The sequence below is a fragment of the Candidatus Paceibacterota bacterium genome, from assembly GCA_036517255.1.
GTDB lineage: Bacteria > Patescibacteriota > Minisyncoccia > Phycocordibacterales > WO2-35-19 > DATDXE01.
The window spans coordinates 36804-55494 of record DATDXE010000014.1; the positions used below are offsets into that span (position 1 = coordinate 36804).

The 18691-nt window shown below is 40.6% G+C and carries 28 protein-coding genes and 2 tRNA genes; 17 read left to right on the top strand and 13 right to left on the bottom strand.

Going from position 1 to position 18691, the window contains the following annotated elements; all coding sequences use genetic code 11:
- The first annotated feature begins 62 nt into the window (after positions 1-62).
- The 4 genes from VJH67_02210 to VJH67_02225 all read left to right on the top strand — a co-directional run bounded on the left by VJH67_02210 (position 63) and on the right by VJH67_02225 (position 4157).
- On the top strand, positions 63-497 hold the full coding sequence (locus VJH67_02210) for a hypothetical protein (GenBank protein HEY4515981.1): 435 nt from the start codon (positions 63-65) through the stop codon (positions 495-497).
- An 88-nt stretch (positions 498-585) separates the two neighbouring features.
- Complete coding sequence (gene tsaE / locus VJH67_02215; protein ID HEY4515982.1) at positions 586-1026, top strand: tRNA (adenosine(37)-N6)-threonylcarbamoyltransferase complex ATPase subunit type 1 TsaE; 441 nt, start codon at positions 586-588, stop codon at positions 1024-1026.
- Positions 995-3439 (top strand): DNA polymerase, encoded by a 2445-nt coding sequence (locus VJH67_02220; protein ID HEY4515983.1) that lies wholly within the window; start codon positions 995-997, stop codon positions 3437-3439. Before tsaE ends, VJH67_02220 begins: the two co-directional genes overlap by 32 nt.
- Before the next feature lies 1 nt (position 3440).
- A complete protein-coding gene (locus tag VJH67_02225; GenBank protein HEY4515984.1) occupies positions 3441-4157 on the top strand; it encodes a hypothetical protein in 717 nt (238 codons plus the stop codon).
- 1 nt (position 4158) lies between these two features.
- Here the strand turns inward: VJH67_02225 and VJH67_02230 are convergent, their stop codons facing one another.
- Positions 4159-4491: a hypothetical protein gene (locus tag VJH67_02230; protein ID HEY4515985.1), complete on the bottom strand. Its 333-nt coding sequence runs from the start codon at positions 4489-4491 to the stop codon at positions 4159-4161.
- Between the two features lies 1 nt (position 4492).
- Positions 4493-5050, bottom strand: coding sequence for a sigma-70 family RNA polymerase sigma factor (locus VJH67_02235; GenBank protein ID HEY4515986.1), 558 nt, complete (start codon positions 5048-5050; stop codon positions 4493-4495).
- Positions 5051-5252: 202 nt separating this feature from the next.
- Between VJH67_02235 and VJH67_02240 the strand changes: the two genes are divergently transcribed.
- Positions 5253-5325 (top strand) — tRNA-Lys (locus tag VJH67_02240).
- Between the two features lie 3 nt (positions 5326-5328).
- Here VJH67_02240 and VJH67_02245 read toward each other — a convergent pair.
- A complete protein-coding gene (locus VJH67_02245; GenBank protein ID HEY4515987.1) occupies positions 5329-5733 on the bottom strand; it encodes a DoxX family membrane protein in 405 nt (134 codons plus the stop codon).
- Between the two features lie 17 nt (positions 5734-5750).
- Here VJH67_02245 and VJH67_02250 point away from each other — a divergent pair, with 17 nt between their 5' ends.
- Positions 5751-6230 carry a TrmH family RNA methyltransferase gene (locus tag VJH67_02250; protein HEY4515988.1) on the top strand — a complete coding sequence of 160 codons (480 nt, stop codon included), beginning with the start codon at positions 5751-5753 and terminating at the stop codon, positions 6228-6230.
- Positions 6231-6373: 143 nt separating this feature from the next.
- A complete protein-coding gene (locus VJH67_02255) occupies positions 6374-7051 on the top strand; it encodes a hypothetical protein (protein ID HEY4515989.1) in 678 nt (225 codons plus the stop codon).
- A 364-nt stretch (positions 7052-7415) separates the two neighbouring features.
- Here the strand turns inward: VJH67_02255 and VJH67_02260 are convergent, their stop codons facing one another.
- Entirely contained in the window at positions 7416-7781 is a 366-nt protein-coding gene (locus VJH67_02260) for a four helix bundle protein (GenBank protein ID HEY4515990.1), read from the bottom strand.
- 35 nt (positions 7782-7816) lie between these two features.
- Between VJH67_02260 and VJH67_02265 the strand changes: the two genes are divergently transcribed.
- Complete coding sequence (locus VJH67_02265) at positions 7817-8830, top strand: reverse transcriptase/maturase family protein (protein ID HEY4515991.1); 1014 nt, start codon at positions 7817-7819, stop codon at positions 8828-8830.
- Here VJH67_02265 and VJH67_02270 read toward each other — a convergent pair.
- From VJH67_02270 to ruvA, 4 genes are read right to left on the bottom strand one after another with little or no spacing between them, the layout of a single operon-like run.
- Positions 8820-9749, bottom strand: coding sequence for a hypothetical protein (locus tag VJH67_02270; protein ID HEY4515992.1), 930 nt, complete (start codon positions 9747-9749; stop codon positions 8820-8822). The genes VJH67_02265 and VJH67_02270 overlap by 11 nt on opposite strands.
- Before the next feature lie 17 nt (positions 9750-9766).
- A complete protein-coding gene (mutM, locus tag VJH67_02275; protein HEY4515993.1) occupies positions 9767-10633 on the bottom strand; it encodes a bifunctional DNA-formamidopyrimidine glycosylase/DNA-(apurinic or apyrimidinic site) lyase in 867 nt (288 codons plus the stop codon).
- A 9-nt stretch (positions 10634-10642) separates the two neighbouring features.
- Positions 10643-12022 (bottom strand): UDP-N-acetylmuramyl-tripeptide synthetase, encoded by a 1380-nt coding sequence (gene murE / locus VJH67_02280; protein ID HEY4515994.1) that lies wholly within the window; start codon positions 12020-12022, stop codon positions 10643-10645.
- Positions 12023-12042: 20 nt separating this feature from the next.
- Positions 12043-12609, bottom strand: a complete 567-nt coding sequence (ruvA, locus tag VJH67_02285) for a Holliday junction branch migration protein RuvA (GenBank protein ID HEY4515995.1) — start codon at positions 12607-12609, stop codon at positions 12043-12045.
- Between the two features lie 156 nt (positions 12610-12765).
- On the opposite strand from ruvA, the gene rpsT reads away from it, so the two are divergent.
- A complete protein-coding gene (gene rpsT / locus VJH67_02290) occupies positions 12766-13023 on the top strand; it encodes a 30S ribosomal protein S20 (GenBank protein HEY4515996.1) in 258 nt (85 codons plus the stop codon).
- Here rpsT and VJH67_02295 read toward each other — a convergent pair.
- Positions 13020-13568 (bottom strand): PsbP-related protein, encoded by a 549-nt coding sequence (locus VJH67_02295; protein HEY4515997.1) that lies wholly within the window; start codon positions 13566-13568, stop codon positions 13020-13022. The genes rpsT and VJH67_02295 overlap by 4 nt on opposite strands.
- 42 nt (positions 13569-13610) lie before the next feature.
- Positions 13611-13685, bottom strand: a tRNA-Arg gene (locus VJH67_02300).
- Between the two features lie 49 nt (positions 13686-13734).
- Between VJH67_02300 and VJH67_02305 the strand changes: the two genes are divergently transcribed.
- Genes VJH67_02305 through VJH67_02320 form a run of 4 tightly spaced genes read left to right on the top strand, consistent with a single transcriptional unit; the run spans position 13735 to position 15110 of the window.
- Positions 13735-13968, top strand: a complete 234-nt coding sequence (locus VJH67_02305) for a type II toxin-antitoxin system HicB family antitoxin (protein HEY4515998.1) — start codon at positions 13735-13737, stop codon at positions 13966-13968.
- Positions 13952-14065 (top strand): type II toxin-antitoxin system HicA family toxin, encoded by a 114-nt coding sequence (locus VJH67_02310; protein ID HEY4515999.1) that lies wholly within the window; start codon positions 13952-13954, stop codon positions 14063-14065. Before VJH67_02305 ends, VJH67_02310 begins: the two co-directional genes overlap by 17 nt.
- A gap of 4 nt (positions 14066-14069) precedes the next feature.
- Positions 14070-14615, top strand: a complete 546-nt coding sequence (locus VJH67_02315) for a GNAT family protein (GenBank protein HEY4516000.1) — start codon at positions 14070-14072, stop codon at positions 14613-14615.
- Between the two features lie 6 nt (positions 14616-14621).
- Entirely contained in the window at positions 14622-15110 is a 489-nt protein-coding gene (locus tag VJH67_02320; protein ID HEY4516001.1) for an NUDIX hydrolase, read from the top strand.
- Positions 15111-15114: 4 nt separating this feature from the next.
- On the opposite strand, the gene VJH67_02325 is transcribed toward VJH67_02320, so the two are convergent.
- The 3 genes from VJH67_02325 to VJH67_02335 are packed head-to-tail and all read right to left on the bottom strand — an operon-like array spanning position 15115 to position 16496.
- Complete coding sequence (locus VJH67_02325) at positions 15115-15582, bottom strand: hypothetical protein (GenBank protein HEY4516002.1); 468 nt, start codon at positions 15580-15582, stop codon at positions 15115-15117.
- A 27-nt stretch (positions 15583-15609) separates the two neighbouring features.
- Positions 15610-15978 (bottom strand): methionine--tRNA ligase, encoded by a 369-nt coding sequence (locus VJH67_02330; protein ID HEY4516003.1) that lies wholly within the window; start codon positions 15976-15978, stop codon positions 15610-15612.
- 2 nt (positions 15979-15980) lie between these two features.
- Positions 15981-16496 (bottom strand): RNA polymerase sigma factor, encoded by a 516-nt coding sequence (locus VJH67_02335; GenBank protein ID HEY4516004.1) that lies wholly within the window; start codon positions 16494-16496, stop codon positions 15981-15983.
- Positions 16497-16711: 215 nt separating this feature from the next.
- On the opposite strand from VJH67_02335, the gene VJH67_02340 reads away from it, so the two are divergent.
- From VJH67_02340 to VJH67_02355, 4 genes are all read left to right on the top strand, one after another.
- Positions 16712-17266, top strand: coding sequence for a PAS domain-containing protein (locus VJH67_02340; protein ID HEY4516005.1), 555 nt, complete (start codon positions 16712-16714; stop codon positions 17264-17266).
- 10 nt (positions 17267-17276) lie between these two features.
- On the top strand, positions 17277-17636 hold the full coding sequence (locus VJH67_02345) for a YggT family protein (protein ID HEY4516006.1): 360 nt from the start codon (positions 17277-17279) through the stop codon (positions 17634-17636).
- 24 nt (positions 17637-17660) lie between these two features.
- A complete protein-coding gene (locus VJH67_02350) occupies positions 17661-17912 on the top strand; it encodes a GlsB/YeaQ/YmgE family stress response membrane protein (protein ID HEY4516007.1) in 252 nt (83 codons plus the stop codon).
- 62 nt (positions 17913-17974) lie between these two features.
- Positions 17975-18649 carry a peptidoglycan-binding protein gene (locus VJH67_02355; protein ID HEY4516008.1) on the top strand — a complete coding sequence of 225 codons (675 nt, stop codon included), beginning with the start codon at positions 17975-17977 and terminating at the stop codon, positions 18647-18649.
- Positions 18650-18691 lie beyond the last annotated feature (42 nt).

Sequence of the window (18691 nt, forward strand, 5' to 3'; positions counted from 1 at the left end):
TTTTTTGTTTACCTTGCAAAAAAGCAGTGGGTGTGATATAATATATAGCAGAGGAGATTAGTATGAAAACGAAATCTTTGGTTTTTACCGTGGTCATTTTGGCCATGGTCCTATCCACCGGCTGTCTAACCAAGGTGAGTGTGTCGGGAGGGCCCAATATCTATACCCCCTCGATCCCAATTCGCGGGGGGCTGTTTCCACCCCAACTCTTGCTCACCGTGAACAACATCACCACGTTTGTTCTGCGGGTGGACGCCATCTCTTCGGTCGACAGCGTCGCCGTAGAGATCGTTCAGGGGCAGAAGGCAAACTTGCCTTTCAGGCAGTTTTCGGGAGACTGCCGCGGGCTCAACGTGACGGTTGCCGCTCACAACCCGGAGACTGGGGCATTTGTCACGTCCGTCACGCGGACGTACAATGTCTGCGGGGGTCAAAACTTGACCCAGTTCTGGGATGTTCGCCAGGCTGGGAATCAGCAACAAAACGCGATCTTTTAAGTTCCTCCCCCGACAGCTGGACAAACCGCCTCGCGACATGGCCAAAGAGCTGTGCGCGAGGCGTTTTTCTTTGTGCTAAAATGCCTTTATGAAAGAGTATCTCTCCACAAGCACTGAAGAAACCGCCAAGATTGCTCATGATTTTGCTCGCTCCCTTTCCTTTGGAGAGCATCAAGGAGCGAGAGTAGTGGGGCTCTATGGTGAATTAGGATCGGGCAAAACTACTTTTATGAAATATGTGGCAGAGGCTTTGGGTGTTATCGAAACTGTTCAGAGCCCGACTTTTGTTATTATGAAAATATACAAGACCTCACCCTCTAGCATCTTTTCCCATTTGATACACATAGACGCATATAGAATAGAAAAAGAAGAAGAGATGGTACATCTCGGTTGGTATGAAATAACAGCTCTCCCCAAAAATTTGATTTGTGTCGAGTGGCCAGAAAGGATAGAAGGAATAATGCCTCCGCATAACAAAGTGTTTTTCGAACACGTGAATGAAAATGAAAGAAAAATTAAAATCCAATAGTAATCAGAATAAAAAATTGGTCCTGCTTGATGCGCACGCTATTATCCATCGGGCATATCACGCCTTGCCTGACTTTGCGACGAGTAAGGGGGAGCCGACGGGAGCTCTCTATGGACTTGTCCTGATGGTACTTAAAATAGTGGCCGACCTAAAACCCGATTACATCGTAGCTGCTTATGACTTGCCTAAACCGACATACAGGCATGAAGTATATAAAGACTATAAAGCCGGCAGAGTAAAAACTGATGATGCGCTCGTGGTGCAACTTGAAAAATCGAAAGAACTGTGCGAAGGCCTTGGCATACCAGTGTATTCCAAAGAAGGCTTTGAAGCCGACGATGTACTCGGTACTATTGTAGAAGAATTGAAAGGTGATTTAGCAAAATCGGGCATATCAGTGCCAGTAGACATAATTATTGCATCGGGTGATATGGACACGATGCAACTTGTGGGCAAGGGGGTAAAAGTATATACCTTAAAAAAGGGCCTAACAGATACTATTTTGTATGATGAAAAAGCAGTAAAAGAAAGATTTGGATTTGAACCTAAGCTCTTACCCGATTTTAAAGGACTTCGTGGTGACCCATCGGATAATATTATCGGTATAAAAGGTATAGGCGAAAAATCAGCCACAGAACTTATTGTAAATTTTGGTAGCATTGAAAATATATATAAAGAATTAGCGAAGAAAGGGGCGGAAGCTAAATTTGAAAAAGTCGGAATCAAAAAGAGGATAGTAGAACTTTTGAAAGAGGGTAAAGAAGAAGCGGAGTTTAGTAAAATGCTCGCAACCATCAGGCGAGACGCACCGATAGATTTCAAACTACCAGAGAAAACATGGAAAGAAGGGGTGGATTTGGCGAAAGCTAAGAAACTTTTTCAGGAACTGGAGTTCAGGAGTATGGGAGGGAAGTTGGAAGCGGTAATAGGGCAAGGAAATAAGCCCGCCCGCCTCGATAGCGAGAGCGTTTCGGGCGGGGAAATAAGAAAAGAAGAAAAGATTGAAGAAAATATAAACAGAGAAGAGTTGGAGGAGGCGAAGGTGGCGCTGTGGGTAGTGGATTCAAATAAGACTGATCCGAACTTGGAAGACATTTTGTTTTTTGGTAAGACGGAAGATTTCGCCAAAGCCAAAGAGGAGATATGGAAAGAGATGAAAAAAAGAGAAAGCGAAAAAGTTTTTGAAGAGATAGAGAGACCTCTCCTGCCTGTCATAAAAAAGATGCAGGAAAGGGGTGTGCTTATCGACGCTAAATTTTTGAGGGATTTGGACAAAAAATATTCCGATGAGCTTTTCGAGATACAGAAGAAGATTTGGCAGGAAGTGGGAGCGGAATTCAACATCAGTTCTCCGAAGCAACTGGGGGATGTTTTATTTAATAAATTGAAATTAGAAGTCAAAAATCAAAAGAAAACAGCTGGAGGGGCGAAATCGACCAAAGAATCAGAGCTTGAGAAGATGAGGGATTTGCACCCTATCATCCCTTTAGTTTTGGAATATAGGGAACTTTCCAAACTACTTTCTACTTATATCCAGCCGATACCAGAGCTTTTAGACAAGGAAGATAGACTTCATGCCACATTTATCCAAACCGGAGCGGCTACAGGCAGAATGGCTTCCAAAAATCCAAACATGCAGAATATCCCTATCGGCTCGGAGAGAGGTAGAGTGATAAGGAACGCTTTCCTAGCTCCCAAAGATTTCAAACTAGTAGCTTTCGATTATTCTCAGATAGAACTTCGGATCGCTGCATTTTTATCGGGTGATAAGAAACTCATAGATATTTTCAAAAGAGGAGAAGACGTACATACGGGCGTGGCCAGTTCTGTTTTTGGAGTCGCTCCTCTAGAAGTGACTAAAGAAATGAGAAGAAAAGCCAAAGTGATAAACTTCGGCATACTTTATGGTATGGGGGTGAATGCTCTTAGGGTAAATTTGGGGACAGAAAGGAAGGAGGCCCAAGAATTTTACAATAAATATTTTGAAGAATTTTCTGGCCTAGCTAAGTACTTGGAAAGTACTAAAGAAGAGGCATATAAAAATGGATTTACCAAAACATTTTTTGGTAGGCGCAGATATTTCGAGGGCATCAAATCCAAACTACCTTTCATCCGAGCTTCAGCAGAGAGGATGGCTATAAACGCGCCTATACAAGGCACGAGTGCTGACATCATAAAAATTGCTATGAATAGAGTGGACGAGTGGGTAGAGAAAGAGGGGTTAGCAGGAAAAGTGTATCTGACAATGCAGATCCACGATGAACTGATGTATGAGATAGAGGAAGGCGTGGTGGAGAAGGTGGTGCCGGAAATAAAAAAAATAATGCAGGACGTTATTTTACCTGACGATATTAGAGGAGTACCAATTATCGTCAATTCAAGCGTGGGTAATAATTGGGGAGAGATGAAATAAAATGCTGTATTTAATAATCGGAGCGAATAAAGAAGGGGTAGATAGAGAAATCGCTAAAGTGGCGAAAGGGGAGAGTATTTTGAAGATAGATAGCCTGTCGTGGGAGGTTGATATGGTGAGGGGGCTTATTGAGTCGAGCTCTTTGTTCGGAAGTGATGCAGAAGCTATCGTATTTGAAAGTGTTTTGGAGAATGAGGAAGCTAGGAATTTGATGGCAGGATTTGCGCTAAGGATGAATGGTTCCTCAAAAAAGTTTTTTATAGTGGAAGGTGAGACAGAAAAAGAAATGATAGAAGTCTTTGAAAAAGTTGAAGCAAAGATTTTTGATTTGAGAGAAGAGAAGAAAAATAGTTGGCAGAAGAAAGGGAAAGAAGTGGCGGGCTACAGTCCCTTCGCTTTGGGGGATGCTGTAGGCAAGGGGAGTGCTAAAGAGGCCTGGATAGAATATGTAAAAGCGAGAGGTTTTGGAGTGGGACCGGAGGAACTGCACTCACGGGTGTGGGGAAAGGTGAGAGATATGATCGCATCAGAGACTGCTCTTCCAGAAGAAATAGGCATTCATCCCTTTGTTCATAAAAAAGCTAAAGCAGATTTGAGGAATTGGCCAAAATTAAAATTACAAAATTTCGCCGACTCGCTTGTAGCTATTTATCACCTTGCGCGTATGGGAGGTGAGGACCTCGATGTGGCTTTGGAAAAAACTCTCCTTACCATCTAAACTAGTATCTAAGTCGGAGAAAATTTATATTTTTTATAAAGCTGGTATTACGATAAGTAAAACGAGATAGACTGACAATACTCCAAGCAAAAACGGCTGCCAGGATGATTTGGGAAACAGCCTCAGTATTTTTGACTGCAGCGAGAATAAAATTTAAGGCTCCTTCAAGATTATCCTTGGGCAAGTTCTGAACAACATTTTGAATAGAGACAAAAGAAAAAAGCCAAAAAGCAAAAGCTAAAGGCAATGCATACTCTGCATTTTTCATAACAAAATTTTTACCGTAGATTATGTAAATGCGTCGCATGACGCGAGTTTGGAGTTCGATGTTCATATTAATTCAATGTTTTATATAGAGGTTTGTCGAAGCTTTTGTGCATTTCGACGAATTCTTTTTTGGCCCTATGGGCGCGTACTCTGGCGGCGGCGCTCGATATGCCTAGGAGTTTACCTATTTCTTTGAAAGATTTGCCAAGCATGTAGTGTAAATTTAGTATTTCAGAGGCGCCCCTGTCTATCCTGCCTAGAATAGAACGAACATAATTGGTACTCTCTCGCACTTCAGCATCGCTTTCGACAGCGACTACGCTTACGATTTCCTCCGATAGAGGGATTTCCTTTGTGCGCCTCTTCCTTATTTGGTCGAGGATGCAGTTCTTCAGAATGGCGTTTGACCATTGTTTGAAATTTTTCTTGCCACTTTCGTTTTCGAGAAATTTCTTGCCATGTTTGTAAACTCGAACGAATGTTTCCTGGACTATGTCATCAGACTCGTCTTTTGAATGAGTCATTTTCCTTGCTATAGCAAGAAAGCGACCACTGTGCCGGTTGAATAGCTCGGCGAACTGGGTCGGCTGTTTGTATGAAAGCTCTAATATTTCAAGATCACTCATTTAATATAAGCTTTAACTTCTTGCTTGTACTTGTATAACTCGAGCACAAGCTTAAATGTTACATACATAATACTCTTTGTAACTTTTGGTTTCAACTTTGAGTTATATAGGCACCGAGGTCGAATTATATATCCATGTGGCAAAAGGCACTTTACGAGGTGCCTTTTGTTTTGGCTTATTTTATAGTATATTTTTTCTCTATCCGCCCGTAGCTCAGTCGGTAGAGCAGCTCCCTTTTAAGGAGAGGGTCGCAGGTTCGATTCCTGCCGGGCGGACAATTATAGTGGTAGGTCGAAAGCGAAGGCGCCGGCGCTGGAGAATAGAAGGGAGAGTGTGATAGCAAGAAGCATTGTGTAAAAGGCAAAATTGCGTTTAAGTAAATTTGGGTCTTTATACTCGATGTAACCTTCGGTCAGAGTGAGGAGTGCTAGAACTAAAGCGACTAACTGGGTGTAAAGACCGATAAATAGTAGAAGCCCGCCTACTATTTCAACTGTTCCCAAAATTTTTACCCATATGTGTGGGCGTGATATACCAAGAGACAGAAAAGAATTTACCCATCTTTCCTTCTCATTTTTGAAAGCTAGGCTGCCGAGGTTAACAAAAATAAGGCCTGCTACCAGCCTCAAAATAAAAGGAGCGAGCATGGAGTAGGTCAGTAGGTCTGGAAATACGTTTAACATAAGGCTAGTATAACATTATGAATACTGTTTTGATACTAAATAACATAAGAAGTAATGAAAATGTGGGCTCTATTTTTAGAACAGCCGATGCGGCAGGAGTGAGTAAAATTTACCTTTGTGGTTACACTCCCGCTCCCATAGATAGGTTTGGCAGAAAAAACAAAGCTCTTTCAAAATCAGCTTTGGGAGCGGAGGAGTTTGTGGGGTGGGAGAAATTAACTTCCTTAAAGAAGTTAATTCAAAGATTGAAAGAAGAAAAGATGGAAAGATTAGGGAAACAGAAATTTAAGATAGTTGCTGTGGAGCAAAGTGAATACTCAAAAAATTATAAAAAAATAAAATACCCAAAAAATGTTGCTTTTGTTTTTGGGAATGAAGTAACAGGCCTTTCTAAAAAAGATTTAGAAATGTGTGATGAAATTGTAGAAATCCCCATGAAAGGGAAGAAGGAGTCTCTCAATGTAGCCGTAGCAGTGGGGATAGTTTTGTTTAGATAATTCACCCCACCCTTTAAAATAAGGAGTTTATGGCATAAGTTTGCTTTTTGGGTTAAAATATGATATGATTAGATGTAGATTGCAGAAAATGCCAAGAGGCAAATTTGCAATGATCTCACACAAAAAGGAGCTGTAAAAACGGTATGACCGAACAACAGACACCGAAACTAATGGGGGTTCTCGTCGAGCACCAAGACGCATTCTCCCCGCTACCGATCGAAGACGCCCAATGGGTGATTCGGAATCCCAAAGAAGCAATCTCACTCTTCTTGATTGCGGTGAAAAACCGAGTACGAGAAGCGGCGACTACGATCAAAAACATTCTCTCTCCAGTCAAAAAGATCACCATCGCGGCGACGGCGGAGAAGAGGACGGAGGAGTGTTTCGCGGACAGCAAGAAGTACTACCGCGACCCCAGCGTTCTCTCGTTGCTTCCGGAATTTCAGCCAGCACGGGGGGTCGAGCAAGGGCAAGTGAGTCAGCTCAACGAGAGATCCAAGTTTTTGGGGATGGTGCAGAGTCTCCTCGGTGTAATGGAAGACGGTATCGCCGTTCTCTCACGGCTCATCATTGAGTCTTTCCACATCTATACCTTGACCCAAATCGAGCAGCTCGTCGAGCGGCAAGAGGCAGGTGAGGATGTAGGCCTTCTCACGAACGGCTGGGGCAACTTCTTTCTGGTGCTGAATCGGGAAGGTAGCGTCTCGGTCGTCGATGTCATTCGGGCTGGCAGTCAGTGGCTCTTCTTCGCTTACGTCCTCGGCTTCGTCCGCGTCTGGTCTGTCGGGCGCCGCTTCTTCTCTCGCAACAAGACCCTGTGATCCTTTGAATCTTTTTGGACACTTGGTCTTACTTCCCCAGTCTGTTTCGGCAGGCTGGGGATTTCATTTATAATAAATAAGAATACGCTGGCATCTTTGGGTTATTCTAAAGGTGGCGATTCAAAGCCAACAATTTTTGTCGGCTTCAAAAAATAAATAGTTGGTGCACTCCTTCAAGAAGTTAAAAACTTCAAAGGCGAAATCAACTCAGAGAGAATTCAATGAGTGGTGACTATAGAAGGTGGGGTGTACAAAGCGTCTCGGTCGTCAATGTCAATCGGAATGACAGTCAGTGGAACTTCTACGCTTACGACCTCGGCAACGACAACGTCTGGAATGTCGAGAACCGCTTCTTCTCTCGAAACTATCTGTTTTCCCCAAAGGAATTAACTCCTGAGGGGTTTTTCTTTTCTAAATATTCTTTCCAACCAGAGAGCATTTTGCCTGCATCTACCAGTACTGGAGAAATTCTTACATATTTTTTGTCTACAAGTATTTTACATTCCCACATGAGGAGAAGGAAAAACTTGGCCAAATCATTTTTTATCATAGCCTCTGATACCAGTTCAATTTTTCGAATTCCTTTGCTGTAGGCGGCTCTAAAAGTAAGATCGAGAGTTTCTAAAAGAAGTCTGTCTATTTTTACCCCTATCGTTTGCCTGTGGCTTTTAGAAATGTGAGGAAGTATCTCCTGCCAGACCTTATACCCAAGTTTTAAACACTCTAGCACTGGCAAAGAGCTGCGGGGGGGGTAGCATTTGAGGAATGAAAATTCAGCTTGCTCACAGTTATGATGATATCATTTCAATCAAAAATTTACTCGAAGCTTGGGAAGAATTTATACCGGGGAAAAGAAATAAAGAAGATGTGGCTAAGTTTGCTCTCGACTTGATGGATAATATTGTTTCCCTGCATAAGGATTTGGAGAGCAAAAAATATAGACATGGTGCCTATACTGCTTTCAATATATCTGATCCAAAACCTAGGAATATTCACAAAGCTAATGTGAGAGATAGGCTATTGCATCGCGCTTTGTACAGAATCCTTTACCCTCATTTTGACAAAACTTTTTATTCAGAATCATATTCGTGCCGAGTAAATAAAGGTACTCACAAAGCGATGAATAAGTTTAGGAAATTTGCCAAGAAAGAATCTTTGAATCACTCAAAAACTCTATGGATATTAAAATGTGATATAAGAAAATTTTTTGCTTCCATTGACCACAATATTTTGTGTAAAATTGTCGAAAAATACATACCCGATCAAAATATAAACTGGCTACTTACTGAAATTATTGAGAGTTTCCATTCTACTCAAAGAGGTTTCGGCTTACCTTTGGGTAATGTAACTTCACAGGTATTGGTGAATATTTATATGAATGAATTTGATACTTGGGTAAAACATGTAATGAAAATAAAATATTATATTAGGTATGCGGATGATTTTCTGATTTTAAATAAAGATAAAGATTATTTACTCGAGCTTATTCCAAAAATTGCAGATTTTCTGGAAGAAAATTTAAAACTTTCTCTACATCCCCAAAAGGTTTCTATTCAAACTTTTGCCTCAGGGACTGACTTTCTAGGTTGGGTAAATTTTGTTGATCACAAAGTGTTGCGCACAAGTACAAAAAGAAGATTACTCAAAGCTTTATCACAGAGTGAAAATATAAATGTCTTACAATCTTACAGTAGCCTTTTGAAACATGGGAATCAATTTAGGCTTAAAAGTAAGATAAATGAAAAAATTGAGATTTTAAGAGGGGGAGTTAATAATTAATTTTGACTTCGGAGATGAGGAGACCTTCGCGATCGCGGAGCTGGATAGTTTCTCTTTTGTTCCGCCAGAGCGGGCCGAAGCGTTCGAGGTATATGTACCACTCTCTGCCGGCAAAATCGGAATCGTACTTATAATTTGCAACGCAGGAATTGTAATTTATTTTAGTTTCTAAATATATTCTGCAACCTGAAGGTAGGGGAGGCTCTATTTTGTTTAAGTTTCTAGGCTCGGTGCAAACTTGAAGGCGGTCAATGTAGTCGAGGCAACGGTCGTTCTCGTCCATGTCGCTGGAGAATGTCGGTAAATCGACATCGTCAGCGCTTGGACACTGTCTTCCTATGTATGGATAGAAAGTCCTATCTTGAGCAAAGTAACCAGTGCATTTGTTTGTTCTGAAAGAAGTATTGATAGGAGAAAAACCTTTGATGATGTAAATACTCTCACCTTGCTTCACTACTATGTTTTCAGTGCCTTTAATGTAAGGAAATGGCAGAGTCGAAGCTTTGCCGATAACGGCGGTATTGTTAGTCACAGTGCTTTTGAAATACCAACCAGTGATGTCGACATACTCATTCTTTTGTAGGTTGTTATTCAGAGTAAAATATTCTTTGCTTGGATCGGGATCGCCAAGGCCGGCAGGGGAGTAAAGATAAAATTTGCCATAGTATGGTGACCTATTTAATTCACCCACCTTCTTTTCTATCTCCTCTACTGTTTTTTCAGCATTTTGGATTTGCTCGATTGCAGTAGAAGCTTCTTTTTCTTCCTCATAATTTTGAGGGCTGTTATTTATAGAAGAAGTGCCAAAAAAACTGCCGCCTCCTGATCCAGAATAACTACCTTTAAAATTATCCCAGCCCAAACCCATGATAATTACTATGGCAACTATGATCACTATTCCATCCTTGTTTCCTTTCATTTAATTTATCTTTTTTATCAAAATTTTATTTGATGCTTGGGGCAAAAGTGGGCGCTTCGGCCCTTGACCACTAACCTCTCTATTATAGCTCCTTTTTTATTTCGACATCCTGGTTTTGGGCATTGTTCTTTTCTTTTACCATAAACTTTGTGAAAATTTTGAAAGTTGCCCTTCTTGCCGAAAGCGTTGAGATAATCGGATTTGGAGTCGCCGCCGTGTTTGATGGAGAAACGCAGAATTTTCTGCATCACTTTAAACATTTCTCCGAATTTATTTTTAGGGATTTTGCCGGTATGAGAGAGGGGGTGTATACCTATTTCCCAAAGTATTTCGTCGGAATAAATATTGCCTATACCGGCTAATACGGTTTGGTCGAGCAAAGCTGATTTGATCGGCCAACTTTTCCTTTTTTGAAGTTGAGTAAGAAGTTTTTCTGCACTGAAACTTTTTGAGAGTGGTTCGGGTCCCAATTTACCTACCGTCTCATGTTTCTCTAACCCTTCTGTTTTACAGAAAGTGACAGAGGCGAACTTTCGCATGTCGGAGAGGACTAGATTTTGGGAATTTTTAAGTTTGAAAATAAGATGCACAAATTTATCTTTTACTCCGTACATCAGATGCCCCGTCATTTTCATATGCACTATGAAGGTATAGTCGTTGCTTAAGTGAACTAAAATATTTTTACCTCGCCTCTCCACTGATTTTATTTTTGCCCCTTTTACTAATTTCCTAAATTTCTCAAAATATTTTTTGTTTTTTATGGTCTGCCTCTTGCCATGACTCGTGCCCACATGAAAATCGGACCATACGTCCGTAATGGTTTTGCCTACTATCACTCCTTTCAAACCTTCTACCGTCGTATGTACTTCAGGCAGTTCTGGCATACTTTTTCTTTATAATTTCAATACTTTTTGGAGTTCTTCTCTTGCGACTGTCGCATCGTCCCAAGGTTCTTTGGTGCCATTAGGGCCGCAGATGTACGGGTCGGTGCCTTTGCCAGTAATGAGGACGGCTACTTTAATTTCTTTATTTAATTTAGTTTTGGCAAGAGCAGATTTGATGGCGGTACGGATGGCTTTCCTTCTGTCCATAATTATTTCTGGTTTATTCTTAAGCACGCCTTTCTTCATATCTTCCAGGATTTGTTTCGGATCCTCATCGTAAGGATCCTCATTTGTGAGAATTATTTCACTGCAATAATCGTCGGCGATTTTAGCCATCATAGGCCTCTTCCATTTATCCCTACCTCCCCCAGTGTTGCCTAGAACCGCGATAATATAAGTTTCTTTGTATGTTTCGTATACCGCCTTTAGTGAATCGGGAGTGTGAGCGTAGTCGACTACTACATCGAATCCGCCATCCGCCAGCTGGCGGAGCGGATTGACCGCTAATTCTATTTTTTCCATCCTGCCTCTTACCGTGTGTACGTTTTCAAGGCCTTTTTTTATGGCTTCCTCGCTTATGCCTAGGAATTTGGCACATGCTATGGCGCCGAGCATGTTGTAGACGTTGAACTCGCCCGGAAGACTTGAATGAATAACCGTTTTGTCGATTTGGAAAGAAGAACCGCTATCGCTTGTGTGCATATTGAAAGCATCGGAGAGGGAATAGGTGATTTTGTTCTTCACCTTTAAATTTAAAAACCTTTCTGCTTCTTTATCGTCTTTGTTGATTATAAGGGCTGGATAAGCAGAAAAAGTTTCTTTAAAAAGTCCTCGGTTCTCCGAGCTAGAGCTCGGCCAGACTTTTTCTATAAACTTTTTCTGCTTACCTGCCTCCAGTTCGCGGGCGATAGAAAGCTTGGCTTCGACATATTTTTCGTAAGAGCCGTGGGATTCTATATGCTCGGGAGCCAGGTTGGTAAAAATGAGAGCATCGACGTCAATAAATTTGTGGCGGAACTGCTTGGCTCCTTCGCTTGTCAGCTCGAGGACGGCATGGCTGCAACCGGCTTTCACGGCATCGGAGAGGAAATTTTGCATAAAAAATCTGCCTGGCATGGACATTTTGTACATGTTGCGACTTTCTTTTTCTCCAATTTTAAAGCGCACTGTGTTTTGGAGAGCAGTTTTGTAACCAGCACTTTCTAAAATAGAATTGATGAGCTCGGTCGTGGTGGACTTACCTTTGGTGCCTGTCACCCCTACTACTATAAGTTTGCGAGAAGGGAAGGAGTAAAGTAGAGCGCCCACGAGAGCAAGGAGGTAGTGGTAGGTAGGCTGAAAGAATTCGAATATTTGCCTTGGTATTATTTTTTTAAGTATTCCTAACATAAATTCAATTAGAAATTAGTTTAATTTTTCCCTAACATCTTCAAAGCTCCTTTTATTTTCTCATTAGCACCGGAAAGATTTTGAGGCAAATTTTTAATCACATCTTTCACTTCATGCTCTCGATAACCTAGCGCGCGTAGAGCTTCGAAGACATCGAGATCGTCCTTCAAGCCCTCGCTCATTTCGTGAGTGGCTACTTTACCAGAAAGTTCGAGGACTAGCTTGTCAGCAGTTTTCTTGCCCACACCTGAAATTTTGGTCAGGATGGAAGTGTTGCCTGAAATTATGGCGTCTTCAATATTTTTCAGGCCGGCTACTGAAAGGAGAGCTAGAGCTGATTTGGGGCCGATGCCGGAAACGGAAATCAATTTTTCAAACATAATGAGTTCTTCTTCGGTTTCAAACCCGTAAAGTGAAATATCATTTTCCCTCACCGCTGTATGGGTCCAAAAGTTTGTCTCTTTTCCTACCTTTTGTTTGCCGAGTGTATTTATGGTCGAGTGAATAATGAAACCCACACCTCCTACCGAAACCAACACTCTTTGAGGAGAAGCATCTATAACTTTGCCAGTAATGAAGCCAATCATGGCATTAATATACCAGAAACTATGGCTGTTTGCTTTGTTTTAGTTGTTCTGTTATTATTGATGAATTAATGGAGTTCAGACTGATTTTTCTTTAAGTTATGAGAAAAATCAGTCTGGCGATTTTTATAGTCGTTCCACTCCTTAAAAATCAGCCATATGCCTATAACAAAAGGAGCCAAAAAAGCACTCAGAGCTTCGAAAAAGAAGCGGGTTTTTAATTTGAAAAGAAAGAATGAAATGCAGTCGGTCATCAAAGAGTATAAAAAATTAGTCTCTGAAAAAAAGAATGACGAGGCTAAGAAACTTTTACCCGCACTCCAAAAAGCAATCGATAAAGCCAAAAAGAAGGGAATCATCAAAGGTAACAACGCTAGCCGCAAGAAGAGCCGGCTGATGAAGAAACTGAAAGTCTAATTTGTGAATTTGAAAGTTAAAAGAACTTTATTCAAATCACTATCGTTTGGATAAGAATCAAACATAAACACAGTCTGATTTTGGATGATAATGGTCTTCTCAAAATCTAAACCAATATCCGTAGAATATATGATTTGTTTAGCCTGAATTGATCCAATATTGATGTCTTTTGTACTTTTAACTTCTGTAGGAAGATCATAATTATTAATTCGATCGATCTCCTTATTTACTGACCAATTTTCTCGAATTGAAATGAATGGATATCTTTCTACTTTTGTTCTACTTGTTGTGAAAACTAATACATACGGTCCCTCATCATTGTAGCCTTCAGTATATTTATCTACCCCCCAATTTTGAGGATATTTAATTTCAAAATTATATTTTGAATCATTATACGTTTTTAAATTAGAAGTTTCACTGGTCTGTGTTGGTTGTTGAACGATGGGTTCCGACTTTTTAATAAAAACAAAATATCCACTAACAGCGACAATGGCAACAATTGCTATTATTAAAACAATGTTCGTAAAACCTTCCTGATTATTCATGGCAATATATTTATTAGTTAATAATTTTTGATTTTTTCTATGTGGTGCTCCCGAGAGGAATCGAACCTCTATCGAACCCTTCGCAAGGGTTTATCCTATCCATTGAACGACGGGAGCGATTTTGAACACAATAGCAGAAAATGCTTTATTATGCTATAATGTGAATATGAAAAATATTATCCACTTTCATATCTCCAAAGGAAAGAAATACTATACAGCTGAAGGGGCGGATGTTGCCATTGTAACTCAAGGTAAAACTCTTGATGAACTTGCTAAAAATATACGAGAAGCGGTAGAGTTATATTTTGAGGGAGAAGATATGGCTTCTCTCGGTTTTGGAAGGACCCCATCAATTCTCACTAATTTCGAATTATCTTTGAGTCATGGGGTCAAAGCTTAAAATTCTTTCTGGACAGGATGTAGTAAAAATCCTGTCTTCTTTTGGGTTTTCCGTATTTAGTCAAAAAGGCAGTCATATAAAATTTGAAATAAACTGACTCTATGAAAATAGATATTAGAGAAAACCTTGAACTACGAACCCTAGAAATCCCTGATGCACAAGTTCTTTTTGATGTCATAAGAAAAAATGATGCATATCTTCGTGAGTGGCTTCCGTGGCTTGATGATGATAAGGCTGTCACAGATATCGTAAAATATATCGAAGGAAGTAACAAAAGATTTTCCAAAAAACAAGGCGTTGACCTCTCGATTTGGTATGACAATCATTTAGTCGGGGGCATCGGATTATATCCTTGGGATAAAACTCATAAAAAAACTTCCATCGGATATTGGCTTGCGGAAGAATTTCAAGGTAGAGGTATTATGAATGACTCTTTAAAAAAAGTTTTAAAATACGGATTTACAGAAATGGGTCTGAATCGTATTGAAGTTTGCTGTGCCGTCGGAAATACCAAAAGCTCTGCGCTTCCCAAAAAACTTGGGTTTACGTATGAAGGCATTGAACGACAAGGAGAATTTCTGTACGATCATTTTGTAGATATGGAAGTTTATAGTTTATTGGCTAAAGAATGGCAGAAGCAGAACTAATTAAAGATGGAAATAAAATCAACTTTCATAAATCGGCTCGGGCAAAAACTTGAAGTAATTTATAAAGAAGAAGATCCACTTTTGGATTTAGAAGGTAAAACTCTACAAGCTGTTCATGCATATTGTTTCTATAAAGATAAACTGGTCGTCGTATATGCAGAGAATAAAAAGTATTGGACGCCACCTGGAGGAGGAATTGAACCAGGAGAAAGTACTGAAGAAGCAGTAATTAGAGAAGTGAAAGAAGAAACAAATATGAAAGTATTGAGCCAAAAACTCATCGGCTACCAAGATATTTATGAAGGAGATAAAGTAATCAGGCAAACAAGGTCATTTTGCATGGTAGAACCAATGGGAGATTTTGTTACAGATCCAGATGGAGATATTACTGAAATTAAATTAATTAATCCAGAAGATTATAAAAAGTATTTTGGTTGGGGTGAAATCGGAGACAGGATAATGGCGAGAGCTATTGAGATGTTTAATAATAGGTAAATAATCAAATCCCCAATTTATCAAAGAGGTGGTGGAGGGAGGATTCGCGGAGAGGCTGTTCGTCGAGGTAGTCATTTATGACATCGCGCAGGTGATCGATGTTTACTTCGTCGGCGATCGGGATAGAAAGTAGGGGAATGAAATTGCTCAAAGGGTGGAGCAGGATGCGGGGGCCGTGCATATGATCGTCCTCAATCCAAAAGGAGCGGTAATTTGGAAAAGGGTATTCATATTTACCGACCACGATACTGCGAGGGGTAATTCGTACATTTACTTCATTCGGTTTTCTTTTAGAAATGATACCGAGAGAGAGGGCTCCGAGGATAATAAAAATGCCGAAAAGGAAATTATCGAAATAAAAAGCTAGTACGGCGCCGGCGACAGCTAAGATACCCAAATACCAAAACCAATCGGTACTTTTTTCAAAATGAGGACGCTCTAGACTGTGCCATTCAAGTAAGGACTCTGTCATTACCTAAATTATATCACGAAGCCCATTTTACTTTACAATACTGCCTGGAGGAACATCCATTTTTAGCAAAGAAAAGAAACTTTCCTCGTTTTCCAACTTCCCGGAAGAAGCCATGAGCATAGCCTGGCTTTCAAGGCCCATGATCATACGCGGCTCTAAATTGGTAACAAAAGCAGAGGTGACGCCTACTAAGCTTTGTGGGTCTAGGAAATACTTTTTTATACCGGAAACAACTTGTCTTACATCTCGTTCTTCCTTGTCCGCCGAAATTTCAATGGAGGCAGACCCAAAATCAACACTAAGTTTCAACAGCTTATCCGAACCCTCTACCTCCTCCACAGAAAGTATCTTCCCCGCCCTTATTTCCACCTTTGCAAAATCATCAATGGAGATCATGATTACTGTAGATTATACAATAATTTTAGTTTTTCAAGGCCTCGATAGGCTTGGACTGCGATGGTGTTTTTTGATTTACCGGTGATGAGAGAAATTTCTTTTATCGACAAGTCGCGGATATAGCCCATATTCATCACTTGGCGATATTTTTCAGGCAGACGAGTGATGAGGCCGAGAGCGGCTTTGCCATCGATCATATTGAAAAGACTTTCGGAAGTGTCGACACTCGGTTCAAAACCATCTTCAATCAAAAGATCGAGTGAGGAATGTTTTCTTTTTCGGTACTCATCGATAATCAGGCCGTTTAGCACATGATAGAGGAAAGATTTCATGACATCGATTTTGCCGCCTTTGATCAAGTATTTCCATGTTTTCATAAAAGTGCTTTGCACCAAATCCTCGCCAGTCGTATGGCTACTTGTTTTGAAAAAGGCCCTTGCATTCAAACCTTTCTCATAATCGTGGTGAGCTAAGGTCAGGACCTTTTTCTGTTCGGTTTCTTGTTTGCGATTCAACATATATTACTTGAAGCCGTATGGGGAACAGCTTTATTACATCGGAATTACGCCTAGGCGACAGTGGCCTATCGGGGCATAGGTTTATTTTCGTTTACTAATTACAGCTAGGTTACAAATAGTAGTGAGAGACTCGCTTACAAGTATAGCACACTTTGTAAATTATTACTCGGACATTTTTATTGAAATAGTTTGGACTTTAGAACGGCGTAGTTTGTATGGAAAAAACTAAAGATGATTTTATAGATAGTTTGTGGGAAAAAGGTTGGACTTATATCAAAACGGTGGTGGATGTGGTGCGAGAACCGATTTTAATCTTGGACAAAGATCTTCGTGTGATGGCGGCCAATGAAGCATTTTACTCGATGTTCCAAGTAGAAAGGAAAAATACTGAAAATAAAGTGGTGTATGAGCTCGGTAATGGCCAGTGGAATATCCCAGCTCTGCGGAAACTGCTTGAAGATATTTTACCTAAAAATACTTTCTTCAAAGGTTTCGAAGTGTCGCACGAATTTCCTTTGATCGGACAGAAGGTGATGATACTAAATGCTCGCCAGATTCATACTGAAGATGATACGGCCAAACTTTTTCCACCCATTATCCTTCTCGCTATGGAAGATATCACTGAAATCATCGCTGTGGCAGAGAAGTTGGCACAGCATACAAGCCAGTTTGAAACTAAAATGGCGGAAAGAACGGAAAAAATAGAACAGCACATTTCTGCTTTGTCGATAGAAATTAATAGGCTAAAAAAGAAACCTTTAAAAGCATAATATAAAAAATATGGATTCATCATTTAATTCTTCCTCTACCAAACCTTTATTCAAAGGGACTCAAATTGTGTGGTACCTGCTTTCTCTTCTCGAAATATTGTTAGCCTTTCGTTTTGTGTTGAAGCTCGCTGGAGCAAATCCAGCAGCGGGATTTAGTAGCTCTATCTACACCCTCACTTGGCCGTTTACTGCTCCATTCTTAGCAGTATTTCCAAAAACTGTTGTCCAGGGAAGTATTTTCGAGTGGACCACGATTTTGGCTATGTTTGTCTATTGGCTTGTTGGGATTGGACTGGTCAGGCTTCTTGTTATGAGTAAAACCATCTCTACTCCCGAAGCGGCAGTGAAATTAAACAACGAGGAGAAGTAGATTTATTAAAATAATTATAAATATATGGGATTAATTCTATGGATTGTGTTTGGAGCTTTAGTTGGTTGGATCGCATCGATCATAATGAAGACTAATGCTGAACAGGGATGGGTACTTAATATCGTAGTCGGTGTTGTCGGTGCGGTTGTCGGTGGCTGGATCATGAATATCTTGGGCAATACTGGAGTAAGAGACTTTAGCCTTCAGGGGTTCCTGGTAGCCCTTCTTGGAGCGGTTGTTTTTATCTTTATTGTTAAACTTTTGCGACGAGTGTAATGGGCTTGTTTCCGGAACGGCTTCTATGGAAGAGGTAATTAATTATAAGTAAATAAAATAATATGATAAATGTCACAAAGTCTCTAAAAGAATCGTTTCGTTTCCCAGTCCTAGCGGGAGCGGTTTTCGTCGCCTTCTCTGTACTAGGGGCGCCGCTTTTTGCAGAAGCTGCTGTGCTTACTCGTCAATTGGAAATAGAAATGTCAGGACCTGATGTTTCGACACCCCAGACATTCCTTGCTAAAGATAGCACTATCTATCCACAAGGTTTGGTGACGGGGTACTTCGGTTTCCTTACTAAGTCGGCTGTTTCGAATTTCCAATCTAGAAATGGTATCGATGCTGTCGGCCGAGTCGGCCCTATCACACTGGTTGCGATCAATAACCAAATGAATAACGGTATGACTTCAGGCCTTGATCGACGCGCACCTGTGATCAGCGGAGTAAATGTCAGCGTGGTAAATACCAATGCTACATTTAGCTGGAATACAAATGAAAATGCTGCGGCCCTAGTTTACTACAGCACTTCACCACTCCTCATGGCTGAAGCTAGTATCAACATGGGAGTGAATATTTCTGGCTCAACTCTCTTGGTCCACAACGATCTGCGGATGACTCACTCTGGCACTTTGACTGCGCTTCAATCAAATACCAGGTACTACTACGTGATCTACTCTAGAGATGGTGATGGTAACGTTTCCGTCACAACACAACAGTCTTTCCAGACTGGAAACTAATTGAAGTAAAGTCTCTTCAAACAAAGTCTCAAGAAAAACCGC

Excerpts from the sequence above, each read along its gene's own strand:
- VJH67_02210 (HEY4515981.1), top strand. The coding sequence starts at position 63 with ATGAAAACGAAATCTTTGGTTTTTACCGTGGTCATTTTGGCCATGGTC.
- tsaE (HEY4515982.1), top strand. The coding sequence starts at position 586 with ATGAAAGAGTATCTCTCCACAAGCACTGAAGAAACCGCCAAGATTGCT.
- VJH67_02220 (HEY4515983.1), top strand. The coding sequence starts at position 995 with ATGAAAATGAAAGAAAAATTAAAATCCAATAGTAATCAGAATAAAAAA.
- VJH67_02225 (HEY4515984.1), top strand. The coding sequence starts at position 3,441 with ATGCTGTATTTAATAATCGGAGCGAATAAAGAAGGGGTAGATAGAGAA.
- VJH67_02230 (HEY4515985.1), bottom strand. The coding sequence starts at position 4,491 with ATGAACATCGAACTCCAAACTCGCGTCATGCGACGCATTTACATAATC.
- VJH67_02235 (HEY4515986.1), bottom strand. The coding sequence starts at position 5,050 with ATGAGTGATCTTGAAATATTAGAGCTTTCATACAAACAGCCGACCCAG.
- VJH67_02245 (HEY4515987.1), bottom strand. The coding sequence starts at position 5,733 with ATGTTAAACGTATTTCCAGACCTACTGACCTACTCCATGCTCGCTCCT.
- VJH67_02250 (HEY4515988.1), top strand. The coding sequence starts at position 5,751 with ATGAATACTGTTTTGATACTAAATAACATAAGAAGTAATGAAAATGTG.
- VJH67_02255 (HEY4515989.1), top strand. The coding sequence starts at position 6,374 with ATGACCGAACAACAGACACCGAAACTAATGGGGGTTCTCGTCGAGCAC.
- VJH67_02265 (HEY4515991.1), top strand. The coding sequence starts at position 7,817 with ATGAAAATTCAGCTTGCTCACAGTTATGATGATATCATTTCAATCAAA.
- VJH67_02270 (HEY4515992.1), bottom strand. The coding sequence starts at position 9,749 with ATGAAAGGAAACAAGGATGGAATAGTGATCATAGTTGCCATAGTAATT.
- mutM (HEY4515993.1), bottom strand. The coding sequence starts at position 10,633 with ATGCCAGAACTGCCTGAAGTACATACGACGGTAGAAGGTTTGAAAGGA.
- murE (HEY4515994.1), bottom strand. The coding sequence starts at position 12,022 with ATGTTAGGAATACTTAAAAAAATAATACCAAGGCAAATATTCGAATTC.
- ruvA (HEY4515995.1), bottom strand. The coding sequence starts at position 12,609 with ATGATTGGCTTCATTACTGGCAAAGTTATAGATGCTTCTCCTCAAAGA.
- rpsT (HEY4515996.1), top strand. The coding sequence starts at position 12,766 with ATGCCTATAACAAAAGGAGCCAAAAAAGCACTCAGAGCTTCGAAAAAG.
- VJH67_02295 (HEY4515997.1), bottom strand. The coding sequence starts at position 13,568 with ATGAATAATCAGGAAGGTTTTACGAACATTGTTTTAATAATAGCAATT.
- VJH67_02305 (HEY4515998.1), top strand. The coding sequence starts at position 13,735 with ATGAAAAATATTATCCACTTTCATATCTCCAAAGGAAAGAAATACTAT.
- VJH67_02310 (HEY4515999.1), top strand. The coding sequence starts at position 13,952 with ATGGGGTCAAAGCTTAAAATTCTTTCTGGACAGGATGTAGTAAAAATC.
- VJH67_02315 (HEY4516000.1), top strand. The coding sequence starts at position 14,070 with ATGAAAATAGATATTAGAGAAAACCTTGAACTACGAACCCTAGAAATC.
- VJH67_02320 (HEY4516001.1), top strand. The coding sequence starts at position 14,622 with ATGGAAATAAAATCAACTTTCATAAATCGGCTCGGGCAAAAACTTGAA.
- VJH67_02325 (HEY4516002.1), bottom strand. The coding sequence starts at position 15,582 with ATGACAGAGTCCTTACTTGAATGGCACAGTCTAGAGCGTCCTCATTTT.
- VJH67_02330 (HEY4516003.1), bottom strand. The coding sequence starts at position 15,978 with ATGATCTCCATTGATGATTTTGCAAAGGTGGAAATAAGGGCGGGGAAG.
- VJH67_02335 (HEY4516004.1), bottom strand. The coding sequence starts at position 16,496 with ATGTTGAATCGCAAACAAGAAACCGAACAGAAAAAGGTCCTGACCTTA.
- VJH67_02340 (HEY4516005.1), top strand. The coding sequence starts at position 16,712 with ATGGAAAAAACTAAAGATGATTTTATAGATAGTTTGTGGGAAAAAGGT.
- VJH67_02345 (HEY4516006.1), top strand. The coding sequence starts at position 17,277 with ATGGATTCATCATTTAATTCTTCCTCTACCAAACCTTTATTCAAAGGG.
- VJH67_02350 (HEY4516007.1), top strand. The coding sequence starts at position 17,661 with ATGGGATTAATTCTATGGATTGTGTTTGGAGCTTTAGTTGGTTGGATC.
- VJH67_02355 (HEY4516008.1), top strand. The coding sequence starts at position 17,975 with ATGATAAATGTCACAAAGTCTCTAAAAGAATCGTTTCGTTTCCCAGTC.